Origin of the sequence: Azospirillum sp. TSO5, from assembly GCF_003116065.1 — a bacterium.
In the GTDB taxonomy this organism is placed as follows: domain Bacteria; phylum Pseudomonadota; class Alphaproteobacteria; order Azospirillales; family Azospirillaceae; genus Azospirillum.
Genome location: NZ_LGQY01000121.1, coordinates 1 through 12,830, shown reverse-complemented (window position 1 = coordinate 12,830; position 12,830 = coordinate 1). Strand labels below are relative to the sequence as shown.

Annotated in this window: 15 protein-coding genes; 3 read left to right on the top strand and 12 right to left on the bottom strand. The window is 67.1% G+C overall.

The window, feature by feature from the left end; all coding sequences use genetic code 11:
• Positions 1-43: 43 nt before the first annotated feature.
• The 6 genes from TSO5_RS26050 to TSO5_RS26025 all read right to left on the bottom strand — a co-directional run bounded on the left by TSO5_RS26050 (position 44) and on the right by TSO5_RS26025 (position 5,185).
• The gene (locus tag TSO5_RS26050) at positions 44-379 is read right to left on the bottom strand and encodes a nitrogenase-stabilizing/protective protein NifW (RefSeq protein WP_109154360.1); all 336 of its coding nucleotides are present in this window, start codon (positions 377-379) and stop codon (positions 44-46) included.
• A gap of 13 nt (positions 380-392) precedes the next feature.
• Positions 393-1,205 carry a serine O-acetyltransferase gene (cysE, locus tag TSO5_RS26045; protein ID WP_348981067.1) on the bottom strand — a complete coding sequence of 271 codons (813 nt, stop codon included), beginning with the start codon at positions 1,203-1,205 and terminating at the stop codon, positions 393-395.
• An 11-nt stretch (positions 1,206-1,216) separates the two neighbouring features.
• Positions 1,217-2,338, bottom strand: coding sequence for a homocitrate synthase (nifV, locus tag TSO5_RS26040; protein ID WP_109154358.1), 1,122 nt, complete (start codon positions 2,336-2,338; stop codon positions 1,217-1,219).
• A gap of 263 nt (positions 2,339-2,601) precedes the next feature.
• Positions 2,602-3,807, bottom strand: a complete 1,206-nt coding sequence (gene nifS, locus TSO5_RS26035; RefSeq protein ID WP_109154357.1) for a cysteine desulfurase NifS — start codon at positions 3,805-3,807, stop codon at positions 2,602-2,604.
• Between the two features lie 4 nt (positions 3,808-3,811).
• Positions 3,812-4,732 carry a Fe-S cluster assembly protein NifU gene (nifU, locus tag TSO5_RS26030; RefSeq protein ID WP_109154356.1) on the bottom strand — a complete coding sequence of 307 codons (921 nt, stop codon included), beginning with the start codon at positions 4,730-4,732 and terminating at the stop codon, positions 3,812-3,814.
• 57 nt (positions 4,733-4,789) lie between these two features.
• Positions 4,790-5,185 carry an iron-sulfur cluster assembly accessory protein gene (locus tag TSO5_RS26025; RefSeq protein ID WP_109154355.1) on the bottom strand — a complete coding sequence of 132 codons (396 nt, stop codon included), beginning with the start codon at positions 5,183-5,185 and terminating at the stop codon, positions 4,790-4,792.
• Positions 5,186-5,495: 310 nt separating this feature from the next.
• Here TSO5_RS26025 and TSO5_RS26020 point away from each other — a divergent pair, with 310 nt between their 5' ends.
• Positions 5,496-6,008, top strand: a complete 513-nt coding sequence (locus tag TSO5_RS26020) for a hypothetical protein (RefSeq protein WP_109154354.1) — start codon at positions 5,496-5,498, stop codon at positions 6,006-6,008.
• 134 nt (positions 6,009-6,142) lie between these two features.
• On the opposite strand, the gene TSO5_RS26015 is transcribed toward TSO5_RS26020, so the two are convergent.
• Positions 6,143-7,258, bottom strand: a complete 1,116-nt coding sequence (locus TSO5_RS26015; protein WP_109154353.1) for an alkene reductase — start codon at positions 7,256-7,258, stop codon at positions 6,143-6,145.
• A gap of 146 nt (positions 7,259-7,404) precedes the next feature.
• Between TSO5_RS26015 and TSO5_RS26010 the strand changes: the two genes are divergently transcribed.
• On the top strand, positions 7,405-8,067 hold the full coding sequence (locus TSO5_RS26010; RefSeq protein ID WP_109154352.1) for a TetR/AcrR family transcriptional regulator: 663 nt from the start codon (positions 7,405-7,407) through the stop codon (positions 8,065-8,067).
• Positions 8,068-8,085: 18 nt separating this feature from the next.
• Here the strand turns inward: TSO5_RS26010 and rarD are convergent, their stop codons facing one another.
• Together rarD and TSO5_RS26000 are read right to left on the bottom strand one after the other, a co-directional pair.
• A complete protein-coding gene (gene rarD / locus TSO5_RS26005) occupies positions 8,086-9,012 on the bottom strand; it encodes an EamA family transporter RarD (protein ID WP_109154351.1) in 927 nt (308 codons plus the stop codon).
• Between the two features lie 103 nt (positions 9,013-9,115).
• Complete coding sequence (locus tag TSO5_RS26000; protein WP_109154350.1) at positions 9,116-10,000, bottom strand: GNAT family N-acetyltransferase; 885 nt, start codon at positions 9,998-10,000, stop codon at positions 9,116-9,118.
• Positions 10,001-10,223: 223 nt separating this feature from the next.
• Between TSO5_RS26000 and TSO5_RS25995 the strand changes: the two genes are divergently transcribed.
• Complete coding sequence (locus tag TSO5_RS25995) at positions 10,224-10,559, top strand: NHLP leader peptide family RiPP precursor (protein WP_109076365.1); 336 nt, start codon at positions 10,224-10,226, stop codon at positions 10,557-10,559.
• 66 nt (positions 10,560-10,625) lie between these two features.
• Here TSO5_RS25995 and grxD read toward each other — a convergent pair whose 3' ends face one another.
• The 3 genes from grxD to purB all read right to left on the bottom strand — a co-directional run bounded on the left by grxD (position 10,626) and on the right by purB (position 12,761).
• Positions 10,626-10,967, bottom strand: a complete 342-nt coding sequence (gene grxD / locus TSO5_RS25990; protein WP_109154349.1) for a Grx4 family monothiol glutaredoxin — start codon at positions 10,965-10,967, stop codon at positions 10,626-10,628.
• A gap of 112 nt (positions 10,968-11,079) precedes the next feature.
• Positions 11,080-11,319, bottom strand: a complete 240-nt coding sequence (locus TSO5_RS25985) for a BolA family transcriptional regulator (protein ID WP_109076367.1) — start codon at positions 11,317-11,319, stop codon at positions 11,080-11,082.
• Between the two features lie 146 nt (positions 11,320-11,465).
• Positions 11,466-12,761, bottom strand: a complete 1,296-nt coding sequence (gene purB / locus TSO5_RS25980) for an adenylosuccinate lyase (RefSeq protein ID WP_109154348.1) — start codon at positions 12,759-12,761, stop codon at positions 11,466-11,468.
• Positions 12,762-12,830: the final 69 nt, after the last annotated feature.

Genomic DNA, 12,830 nt, shown 5'->3' with positions numbered 1-12,830 from the left:
CGCTGCAAGACGCCCCCTCCGTCAAAGCTCTTGCGCCGGCGGTTCAGCCGACCGGCGATCCCAACAGGCTGTCGAGCGGGACGAAGCGGTCGGCCATCTTGCGCGCCTCTTCCTTGTGGACCTTGAAGGTCTTCTCCGCGATGGCGTTGGAGACGACGAAATCCTGATAGGCGCGTTCCAGGTGAAAACGGTAGCGCGCCGACATGCCGTCGTCGTCCAGCCCCTCCATCCCATGGTCCGCCGACAGGTAATCGTGGAAGCGCTGCAGGATGTGCAGGCGGTTCACGTTGATCACGCGCTGTTCGTAAGTGACGTGGAAGAAGCGCAGGAAGTCTTCCGCGGTTTCCAGATCGTCGAGGTCATCGGTGAAATCGCTCATCGTCGAAGACTCCTCACGCATGCTGCTGGGTGGAAGGGGAGGGGCTGCAGCCCTCCTGATCGCAGATGTTTCCACAGGCGCTGCAGGCAACGCCGTCCAAACGGGCATCGCCCAGCCGCACTTCCGGCAGTCGGATGTTCTTATCAGGAAACTGTGACGGTACGGTTGCGGTGTGAGCATCCAACCGGGCTTCGATGCGGTTGATGTGCTCGATCAGGCAGGCGATGGCCTTTCCGACCGGGTCCGGCATCAGATGGTGTTCCAGGTCGATGCCATGTCCGGAAAGATTACGGCCGGACAGTTGGTGGTGCGCATCATGCCGCACCACACGGCCGGGGATACCGACCACGGTCATGCCATCCGGTACCGGCTTGGTCACCACCGAATTGGCGCCGACCCGCGCGTTGGCGCCGACGGTGATCGGCCCCAGGATCTTGGCGCCGGCGCCGACCAGCACGCCGTCCATCAGCGTCGGGTGTCGCTTGCCCTTGGTCCACGAGGTGCCGCCCAGCGTCACCCCATGATAGAGCGTCACGTCGTCTCCGATCTCCGCCGTCTCGCCGATCACCACGCCGGCGCCATGGTCGATGAAGAATCGGCGGCCGATGGCGGCACCGGGATGGATGTCGATGTTGGTCACCGCGCGGGCGACATAGGACAGGAAGCGCGCCGGCCAGCGCAGCCCCCGCCGCCAGGCTGCATTGGCGAAGCGGTGCATCACCAGCGCATGGATGCCGGGATAGCAGGTCAGCACGTCGAAGACATTGCGCGCCGCCGGGTCGCGGTCGAAGACGCAGGCGACATCCTCGCGCAGCAGAGCGACGATGCCGGGCTTGGTCATGTCGCCGCCTCCAGGAAAGCGTGCAGCTCCTCGGGCGTGGGCGGCCGTTTGGCGCGGGTGGCCAGCGCGCGGACGCGCGGCAGCACCGCCTGGGCGGTGGCGTCGTCGCAGGCGATGCCCAGCCGTTCATAGGCCAGCTTCACCGCCGCGGTTCCGGAATGCTTGCCCAGCACGATGCGGTGCTCGCGCCCGACCTCGGCCGGGTCGAAATTCTGGTAGGTGGCGCGGTCGCGCAGCAGCCCGTCGACATGGATGCCGGCCTCGTGGGTGAAGACGGCGGAGCCGACGATCGACTTGTTGACCGCCACCGGCCGGTTGGAGGCCCGCTCCACCAGATCGCTGATGGTGCCGAGCGACCGCGTCTCCACGCCGCTGTCGATGTGGTAGAGGTGTTTCAGCGACACCACCACTTCCTCCAGCGGTGCATTGCCGGCACGCTCGCCCAAACCGTTCACCGTGGTGTTGACGTGGGTGGCCCCGCCCAGCACCGCCGCCAGCGAGTTGGCGTTGGCGAGGCCGAGATCGTCATGGGCGTGGATCTCGATCTCCAGGTCGGTGGCCCGGCGCAGCCGTTCGATGCAGGCGCGCGTCTGGAAGGGGTCGAGCACGCCCAGCGTGTCGGCGAAGCGGAAGCGCCGCGCGCCCGCCTTCTGAGCCACCGTGGCGGCGGCGATCAGGAAATCCATGTCGGCGCGGGAGGAGTCCTCGCCGCCGATGCTGACCTCCAGCCCATGGTCGCGCGCCTGTTTGACTTTGCGTTCGATTTCCGCGAGCACCCAGCCCCGGCTGCGCTTCAGCTTCTTCGTGATGTGGATGTCGGACACCGGCATCGACAGGTTGACGAAGCCGACATTGCAGGACAGCGCCGCCTTCAGGTCGGCGTCGTGCATGCGGCACCACACCATCAGCCGGCCCTTCAGCCCCAGCGAGGCCACGGCGCGGATGCCCTCGCGCTCCTCCTCGCCCATGGCGGGGATGCCGATCTCCTGCTCCGGCACGCCGGCGTCGTCGAGCGCCTTGGCGATGGCGATCTTCTCGTCGAGCGTGAAGGCGACACCGGCGGTCTGCTCGCCGTCGCGTAGCGTGGTGTCGTTGATGGTGGCGAAGGTGGTGGGCATGGGGGCACCTTCTGGGAGTTGTTGCCGCGTTTGCCCCCTCCCCATCCCTCCCCCTCTTCGAGGGAGAGGGGGTAGGACGCTTGCGAGGGGTCAGCAAAGGAGCGGCGACAGTCCCCTCTCCCGCGAAGCGGGGGAGGGTTAGGGAGGGGGCCGAGAGCTGCCCCCATCAGAAGTGTCGCAGGCCGGGCCGGGGACCCGCCCCGACGGGGTGTCGTCGGGCGGGGTGCCGGGACGGGCCATCGACCCGGCCTGCGATCTCGGTGTTACGAATAAACGGGTGCGAATTCCTTCGGCCGGTCCGCACCCTGCTGCCAGTAGGGCGACAGGCTGCGCAGCTTGGCGATGATGTCCGGCACCACGGCAATGACCCGGTCGATCTCCTCCTCCGTCGTGTCGCGCGACAGCGAGAAGCGGGTGGCGCCATGGGCGGCGGTGTAGGGCACGCCCATCGCGCGCATGACGTGGCTGGGCTCCAGCGACCCGGAGGTGCAGGCGGAACCGGAGGACGCGGCGATGCCGGCCTCGTTCAACAGCAGGAGGATCGCCTCGCCCTCGATATATTCGAAGGCGATGTTGCAGGTGTTGGGCAGCCGGTTGTCCGGGTTGCCGGTGACGAAGCAGCTCGGCACCGCCGCCAGGATCGCCTGTTCCAGCTTGTTGCGCAGCGCCTTCACCCGCGTGTTCTCGTCGCCCATATGGACCAGCGCCAGTTGGGCGGCGGCGCCCAGCCCGACGATGCCCGGCGCGTTCTCCGTCCCGGCGCGGCGCGAGCGTTCCTGATGGCCGCCGCGCAGCATCGGGCGGTAGCGCAGGCCGCGCTTGACGTAGAGCGCGCCGATACCCTTGGGGGCGTGCAGCTTGTGACCGGACAGCGACAGCATGTCGATGGCGCTGTCGGCCAGCTTCATCGGGATCTTGCCGACCGACTGCACCGCGTCGGTGTGGAAGAGGGCGCCGACCTCCTTCGCCATGCGCGCCAGTTCCTCCACCGGGAAGATCGTCCCGGTCTCGTTGTTGGCCCACATGATGGAGACGATGGCGACCTGATCGGACAGCGCCGCGCGGTAGGCCTCCATGTCGAGGTTGCCCCGGTTGTCCACCGTGATGCGGTGGACCTTATAGCCGCGCTTCTTCTCCAGATATTCGCAGAGCGCCAGCACGCCGGGATGTTCGACCACGCTGGTGACGATCTCGCGCTTCTTCGGATAGGCCTCCAGTGCCGACAGGATGGCGGTGTTGTCGCTTTCCGTCCCGCCGGAGGTGAAGACGATCTCGCTGTCATGGGCCGCACCGAGCAGGGCCTGGACCTGTTTGCGCGCCCATTCGATCTTACCGCCCACCGCGGCGCCGAAGCCGTGCATCGACGACGGGTTGCCGAAATGCTCGGTGAAGAGCGGCAGCATCTCCTGCAGCACTTCCGGATCGACGCGGGTGGTGGCGTTGTTGTCGAGATAGATGCCCTGGCTCATGGCATTAAGCTCCCACTGGCATAAGTGATGCGGGCTTGACCCGCACGAACTCGCCGAGCTTCTCGACCAGCTTCATCTGCACGCCCATCATCGTCCCGGCCGACTGCGAACAGCCGGAGCAGGCGCCGGACAGCCGGACGTAGATGTCCTTGCCATCGATGTCGACCAGTTCCACATCGCCGCCGTCGCGCTGGATCTGCGGGCGCATCTCCTCGATGGCGCTCATGATGACCTGCATGCGCTGGACATTCGTCAGCTTGGGCGCCGCGGCCGGTTCGGCCTTCGGCTCCAGCGGCTTGATGGCGTCCAGCCCGACGGTGCCGGGGGCGTGTTTCTTGGCGGGCTTCAGGGCGCCGGTCTTCGCCAGCACCTCTTCCAGCACCTCTTCGATCTTCTCGTGGCAGGTCTGGCAGGAGCCGCCGGCCTTGGTGTAGTGGGTGACCTCCTCCAGCGTGGTCAGGCCGTTGACGGTCACCGCGCGCTCGATCATGGCGGCGTCGATGCCGAAGCATTTGCAGACCAGCTCGCCTTCCTCATGATCGTCTTCCCACGCCTCGCCCTTGTAGTTGGCGATGGCGGCGCGCAGGGCCTCGGCACCCATGACGGAGCAGTGCATCTTCTCCGGTGGCAGGCCGCCCAGATACTCGGCGATGTCGCGGTTGGTCAGGGTCAGCGCCTCGTCCACCGTCTTGCCGATGATCATCTCGGTTAGCGCGGAGCTTGAGGCGATGGCCGAGCCGCAGCCGAAGGTCTGGAACTTCGCGTCTTGGATGATCTGGGTGTCGGGATCGACCTTCAGCATCAGACGCAGCGCGTCGCCGCAGGTGATGGAGCCGACCTCGCCGACCGCGTTGGCGCTGTCCAGGACACCGGAGTTCTTCGGGTTGAAGAAGTGTTCCTTGACCTTGTCGGTGTAGTTCCACATGTCGCTGCTGCCTTTCCGTGGGGTGCGCGCCTAGGGGAAGAGCTGTTCGGGGAAGGTTCAGTGGGTCGAATAGGGGGCCGACGACCCACAGCTCGACGAGGAGGTTGAGCAGGAGCCGCCGCCGCCTTCACCGGCCGAGAAGGACTTGCCGCAGCCGCAACTGCTGGTCGCGTTCGGGTTGTCGAACTTGAAGCCGGAGCCTTCGATGCCCTCGACGAAGTCGACCACCACGCCGCTGAGGAAGGGCTGGCTGTTGGCGTCGACGAAGATGGTGACCGGGCCGAAGCTGAGAACCGCATCGTCGTCGCCGGCCGCCGCCTCCAGGCCCATCTGGTATTTCAGGCCGGCGCAGCCGCCGTCGGTGACCGCGATCCGCAAGCCGGCGGCCGCGCCGCCCGACTTCGCCAGGACCCGTTCCAGGGTGGAAACCGCCGCATCCGTCAGAGTCACCATGTCCCGCCTCCTCAAGCCGCGTTGCCGGGGGTGCCGGCCGATCTGGCGAGGACTAGAGCAAGGGCTGTGCCAAACTAGCAAGGCATTGATTTACAAGCATTGTCGGATGGGGTGGCGTGGCGAGAGTCCGACAATGTTTCGCCTTCCAACGTTTTTGTCGGGTTTGGCGCGTGTCGGTTTTGCGACAGCCGCGACACTTCGCCGCACAAAAATAATGTGGTCTTTCCCTGAGCCCACGCGCCTACCATGGGGCGTCGTCGGTGCGTCGGATGGTTGATTGCTGCAGCGGAAAATCCAGGCGAGGGAAGCGATGAGCGACGAACCGATCGAACTCAGGATGTCGAACGGCCGCATGGCCTTCGGCGATGTGCCGGAACAGATCGACGAATTGTTGCAGGAGGCGGTGAAGGCCCGCGACGTGCCCGACGCCTGCGAGGCGTTGTTGTGGGAGGCGCACCGCAAGGGGCCGCGGGTGCTGCCTGTCTTCTACGCGCTCTACAAATTCTACTTCAACCGCAAGAAGCTGGGCGAGGCGGAGCGGGTGGCCCGCATCGGGCTGGATGCCGCGGCATTGCAGGGCGGCTTTCCGGCGGACTGGTCGCAGCTGACCGCAGGCTCCACCGACTGGGCGGCGGCCGGGCCGGCGCGCTTCTTCCTGTTCACCATGAAGGCGCTGGCCTTCATCGAACTGCGCCGCCACAACCGCGACAGGGCGCTGGCGATCCTCGCCAAGATGGCGGAGATCGACCCGGCCGATCAGGTCGGCTACGGCACCATCGCCGCGCTGGCCCGCGGACTGGATGGCGAGGACGGGGCGGGGTAACGAAAAAGGCCCCCGGCCCAGGGGGGAACCGGGCCGGGGGCAGCGGGGATTTGCGTCTCACGACGCACTCACGACGCGCTCTCTCACGTCGAGAGTTATTGCGGCCCCGCCGGGGCAGGGAGGCCGCAAACCGGTCAGGCGGCGACGGACTCCAGAGCCGGATAGTCGGTGTAGCCCTTGGCGTCGCCGCCGTAATAGGTGGTGCGGTCCGGCTCGGCCAGCGACGCATCGGCACGGAAGCGCACGGGCAGGTCCGGGTTGGAGATGAAGGCCTCGCCGAAGCTGACCGCGTCGGCCTCGCCGTTCGCCAGGGCGGTGTCGGCGTCGGCCCGGCTGTAGCCGCCATTCAGGATGAGCGGACCCTTGAAGGCGGCGCGCAGGGCGGACGCCACATGCGGTGCGCCCTCCGACGGAGCCATATGGTGGCCGGGCCGCCCCTCGATCACATGCAGATAGGCGAGATTGAAGGGGTTCAGCGCCTTGGTGATCGCCAGGAAATGCGGCAGCGGGTCGCTGTCCTTCATGTCGTTGAACACGCCGGTCGGCGACAGGCGGACACCGATGCGGTCGGCGCCGACGGCATGGGCCGTGGCCTCCAGGATTTCCAGCAGGAAGCGGCAGCGGTTCTCCACCGTCCCGCCATACTGGTCGGTGCGGGTGTTGGTGCTGTCGCGCAGGAACTGGTCGATCAGATAGCCATTGGCCGCGTGGATCTCGACGCCGTCCAGGCCGGCATCGAACACCGCGCGCTTGGCGGCGTCGGCGAAGTGACGGACCAGAGCGGGAATCTCGGCGGTCTCCAGCGCGCGCGGCACCGGGAAGGGCTCCATGCCGGCGCCGGTGTAGAGCTGGCCCTTCGCCGCGATGGCCGACGGGGCGACCGGGGCGGCGCCGTTCGGCTGGAAGCGCGGGTGGGAGATGCGGCCGACATGCCAGAGCTGGGTGACGATCCGCCCGCCGGCGTCATGCACGGCGTCCGCCACCGCGCGCCAGGCCAGGGTCTGGGCGTCGGTGTGGATGCCCGGCGTGTTGGGATAGCCCTGGGCAGTGTCGCAGACCTGCGTCGCCTCGGTGATGATCAGGCCGGCGGAGGCGCGCTGCGCATAATATTCGGCGGTGAGCGCGGTCGGGCAGTTGCCTTCGCCGGCGCGGCTGCGGGTCATCGGCGCCATGACGACACGGTTCGGCAGCTCGATGGCGCCGAGGCGCAACGGGGTGAACAGGTCAGGCTTTGCAGTGCTTTGCGGCATGGCGGGACTACCCCCTCTCGGCCCCTGTTGGGCAAATCGGTTTGTATGTATGTGAGTACATACTTGAACCAGAGCCCGCCGCTTGTCAAGTATGTATCTGCATACTTATTATGAAGCTGACGGGACGCACCGGAGAGGGACGGGCTTTGGACGCAAGCAAGGAAGAAGACGGCTGTTGCCCCGGCAACGGGACCGAGGGCGCGTGCGAGGGTGGGGCGCGCAAGCGCGACCGCGCGGCGACCGAGGGCGCGCTGCTCGACGCCGCCAAGCTGGTGTTCGCAGAGCGCGGATTCGATGCGGCGACGACGCGCGAGATCGCCGGGCGGGCCGGGGTCAACGAACAGCTGATCCAGCGCTATTTCTCAGGAAAGAGCGGTCTGCTGCTGGCGGTGGTGGAGCGCTATTGGCGTGAGGAAGCGGGCGGCTGCGACCTGCCGCCGCCGGACGACGATCTGGAAACCGACCTTGGCCGCTTCCTGCACGCGCAGTTGAAGCACAGCTGGAAATGCCGCGACTTCACCCGCGTGGTGCTGGCCCGCGCGCTGGTCGATCAGGCGGTGGCGGACGAGATGGCGCGCACCCTGTCGGAGAGCCGCATCCCCTGCCTGCTGAGGCGGCTGGAAGGCTTCCGCGCGCGCGGCGCGATCGCCGCCGATGCCGACCTCGCCAATGTGGCGGCCGGCATCGCGACGCTCAGTTTCGGGCTGGGCTTCCTCGATCAGGTGGTGTTCGGCCGCGACGATGCCGGTATCTGCGCCATGGTCGGCACGCTGGCCCACACCATCGCCCATGGACTGACGCCTCGCTGACGCCGCGGTAAACCGCCGCTACTCCGCGGCGGCGGCGGCGCGGGTTGTGCTGCGGTGGCTGTGGACCGCGTCGGCGGTGAAGACGGCCAGCGCCACCCAGATGCAGGCGAAGGTGATGGCGTGGTTGCGGGTGAAGGCCTCGCCATAGACCAGCACGCCCAGCAGAAGCTGCCCGGTCGGCCCGACATATTGCAGCAGCCCGAGCGTGGTCATGGTCAGCCGCGTCGCGCCGAACATGAACAGCACCAGCGGCACCGCCGTCATCGGCCCGGCCAGCACCAGCAGCGTGCTCTCGCCCCAGCCATGTCCAAAGGCGCCGTCGCCGCCCAGCCACAGCAGATAACCGAGCGCGGCCGGCAGCAGCAGGGCGGTTTCCACCAGCAGCCCGATCACCGGGTCGATCGCCGCCTTCTTGCGCACCAGGGCGTAGAAGCCGAAGGACAGCGCCAGCGACAGCGCGACCCAGGGCACGGTGCCATAGCTGACCACGAGGCTGCCGACGCCGGCCGCGGCGATGGCGACCGCCAGCATCCGGCCGCGGCTGAGCCGCTCATGCAGGAACAGCACGCCCAGCAGCACATTGACCAGCGGGTTGATGAAGTATCCCAGGCTGGCCTCGACCAGCCGGCTGTTCACCACCGCCCAGATGAAGACGGTCCAATTGACGGTGACCAGCAGGGTGGTGACCACCAGAATGCCCAGCCGGCGCCAGCTGCCCACCGCAGCGACGACTGCCGCCGGTCCGCGGGTCGCCAGCACGCCGATGCCGACCAGCACCACGGTCCACACCACGCGGTGGGCGACGATCTCCACCGCGCCGACATCGCCCAGCGATTTGAAGAAGACCGGGTTGACCAGCCCCCAGATCAGGTATGAAGCCAGCGCCGCGACGAACGCTGCGGTTGTGGAGATCGGGGCCTTGACGGGCGGCGGGGTCTGAACCATACCGTCCGTTTAGCACATTGTTTGTGCAATCCGGCAGCGGGGAGCCGGGCATGGCGGGGCTGCGCGCCGGGCATCGCTTCGCGGCATGCTAGAAACCGATATGCTAAAAATTGAGCAGGCGCTCGCTCGTCATCATCCGGTCGATCCAGTGGGCGTGCGGCGCGAACCTTCGCTCGAACAACCGCCACATGCCGGACTGGCCGCTGGCCGTTTCGATGACCGCCACCGAATCGCCGCCATGGCGGGCGGCCACCCGCTCAGCCCCCTCGGCATAGGCGCCCATCAGCCAGCCGCGGCGGTCATAGGGTGGGCGGACCCAGCCGATGGGGAAGAACCAGCGCGACAGATCCAGCTGGTGCACGCACAGCGCCCAGCCGACGATGGCGTCGCCCGTGCCGATGACCAGCGACAAGTCGGGGTCCAGCATGCCGCGCCAATGGGTGGGCCGTGCCCAGACCGGCGCCTCGCCGCGGTCGATCAGCGCCTGGGCGAGTGTTTCCGCCTCCGTCCCCCGCTCCCGCCAGGACCACAGGCGGAAGCCTTCCGCCATCATGCGCGTCATCAGCGAATCGCGGTCACGGAAGACCCTGACGGTGTCGCGCACGGCCCCGCAGATGCGCAACCGCGACGGTTCCGGTTCCGGCCAGCCGGCGGCGCGCAGGGTGGCGGCGAAGGCATCCGCCGCCGGCAACCGGCTGGAATAGCTGACGGCCAGTTGCCGGACGCCGAGCGCGGGCAGGGCGCCCTCCAGCGCCGCCAGCAGCCGCAGCGCCAGTCCGCGCCGGCGCCAGGGCCGGGCGACGGTCAGCGACAGCAGCGTCTGCTCTCCCGCCTCCAAGGGGCGGCCCGGCGATACGGCCGACAGCGCAAGGCCGGCCGGCCGGTCACCGTCCCACGCGGCAACGGCGCAGGGCCGGCAAAGCCGTTTCTCTTCCAGATCGGTGAGCGACAGCAGGGAGCGGTAGGACGCCCAGGTCAGCGGTGCCACCGCGTCGGCTTCGTCCGGAGAGACGGGGCGAATAACTTCTGATTGAGTTATCATGAATCAAGTTCCCGCCGCCGCAATCGCGCAATGCCAGATGGCGCAATACAATTTCCGCTTGCCGGTTCGTTGATTGCATGTATATAGCGATCTTATTGCCGCGTCTATGCTTGCCGGACCGGTGCATCGATACGGTTTCAGTTCTTAAACAATTGCGGAAAGGTGGGTTATGACTTCGCAGGCTGGTGTCGATCCTCTGCTGCAACTCCGTCGTCAAGCCGAAGCCGCCCTGGTGGATCGTGCGCAATCCGACGCTGCGTTCCGCGCCCTGCTGGTCAAGGACCCGCATGCGGCCCTGAAGACGCTGTTCGGCACCGATCCGATCCCCGGCATTGCCATCAAGGTGGTGGAGGAGCAGCCGGGCGAAATGACCCTGGTCCTGCCCGCCGCCGACCAGAGCGAGCTGCCGGACGACCTGCTGGACCTCGCCTCCGGCGGGACCAGCTTCTCCGCCTTCATCCTCTACGGCCCGAACGACGCGCCGCCGAAGCCGAAGAAGAAGTAACGGCACACAAAGAAAAAGCCCCGCCGGAGCGGGGCTTTTCTGTTCCGGCCTGGACCGGCGATGCCGTCAGGCGGCGGCGCCGGTGGCGACGCCCTTGTCGGCCATCAGGGTCTGCAGCTCGCCCGACTCGTACATCTCGCGGACGATGTCGCAGCCGCCGACCAGCTCGCCCTTGACGTAGAGCTGCGGGAAGGTCGGCCAGTTCGAGTATTCCTTCAGGCCCTGGCGCAGGCCCGGATCCTCCAGGATGTTGACGCCCTTGAACTTGACGCCGGTGTGGCTCAGCACCTGGACGACGGCGGCGGAGAAGCCGCACTGCGGGAACACCGGGGTCCCCTTCATGTACAGCACGACATCGTTGTTCTTGATGTCCTGCTCGATGCGCTCGACGACGTTCTGATCGACCATGACTCGATAACCCTTCCGATTAGGCCCGGCGGTGCCGGGACCTTGTCCAATGTGACGAATACTCAGGCGCCTTCCGGCATCTGCTGTTCAGGCGCCTTCCGGCATCTGCTGTTCAGGCGCCTTCCGGCACCGCGGTGGTCAGCGCCAGGGCGTGCAGTTCGCCGCCCATCTTTCCCTGCAGGGACGCGTAGACCATCTGGTGCTGCTGCACCCGGCTCTTGCCCTTGAAGGTGGCGGAGGTGACGAGCGCGGCATAGTGGTCGCCATCGCCCCGCAGGTCGGCGATCTCCACGACTGCGTCGGGGATGCCTTCCTTGATGAGCTTTTCGATCGTGGCGGCTTCCATCGCCATGGGTACAGTCCTCGTTCTGTTCAGGATTGCCCCGCCCGGGCACGTGCTTCTCGAGATAGATTAGGTGCGGCCGGGCCGTTTGTCATCCACCGGCAAATATTTGCCGTTCTGCGGAAGACGCCGTAACGGCCCGCGCCATCAGCACGTCACTCGCCGAACACGCGCTTGAACACGGTGTCGACATGCTTGGTGTGGTAGGACATGTCGAACATCGGCTCCAGCTTCTCGCGGCCGATATGCTTGGCGATGTCGGGATCTGCCGACAGCAGGTCCAGATAGTTGCCGCCCTTCTCCCACACCTGCATGGCGTTGCGCTGCACCGCCTTGTAGCTGTCCTCGCGGCTCATGCCGGCCTGGGTCAGCGCCAGCAGGACGCGCTGCGAGAAGACCAGACCGCCCAGATCGTCCAGGTTCTTCTGCATGCGCTCCGGATAGACAACCAGCTTTTCCATCATGCTGGTCAGGCGCACCAGGGCGAAGTCCAGCGTGACGGTGGCGTCGGGGCCGATCATGCGCTCGACCGAGCTGTGCGAGATGTCGCGCTCGTGCCAGAGCGCCACGTTCTCCAGCGCCGGGACCACGGCGGAGCGCACGATGCGGGCCAGACCGGTCAGGTTTTCCGACAGGACCGGGTTGCGCTTGTGCGGCATCGCCGACGAGCCCTTCTGGCCGGGGTGGAAATACTCCTCCGCCTCGCGGACCTCGGTGCGCTGCAGGTGGCGGACTTCCGTCGCCAGATTCTCGATGCTCGACGCGATCACGCCCAGCACGGAGAAGAAGAAGGCGTGGCGGTCGCGCGGGATGACCTGGGTCGACACCGGCTCCACCGACAGGCCCAGCTTGGCGGCGACATGCTCCTCCACCCGCGGGTCGATGTTGGCGAAGGTGCCGACGGCGCCGGAGATGGCGCAGGTGGCGATGTCCTGGCGCGCCTGGACCAGACGCTCGCGCCCGCGGGCGAAGGCGGCGTAATGGCCGGCCAGCTTCAGGCCGAAGGTCGTCGGCTCGGCATGGATGCCGTGGCTGCGGCCGATGGTGACGGTGTTCTTGTGTTCGTACGCCCGGCGCTTCAGCGCGGCCAGCAGGGCGTCCATGTCGGCCAGCAGCAGGTCGGCGGCCTGGGTCATCTGCACGGCGAGACAGGTGTCCAGCACGTCCGACGAGGTCATGCCCTGGTGGACGAAGCGGGCCTCGGGGCCGACATACTCGGCGAGGTTGGTCAGGAAGGCGATGACGTCGTGCCGGGTCTCGCGCTCGATCTCGTCGATGCGGTCGATCTCCCACTTGCCGCGCTCCCACACCGCCTTGGCGGCGTCCTTCGGGATCACGCCCAGCTCGGCCTGCGCGTCGCAGGCGTGCGCCTCGATCTCGAACCAGATGCGGAAGCGGTTTTCCGGCTCCCAGATGCGGGCCATTTCGGGGCGGGTATAGCGGGGGATCATTATTCTTCTCCTGGTTGCGGCGCGCCGTAGATACCAAGGTCGCGAGAAAGCCTTGGAATTCTAATGGCT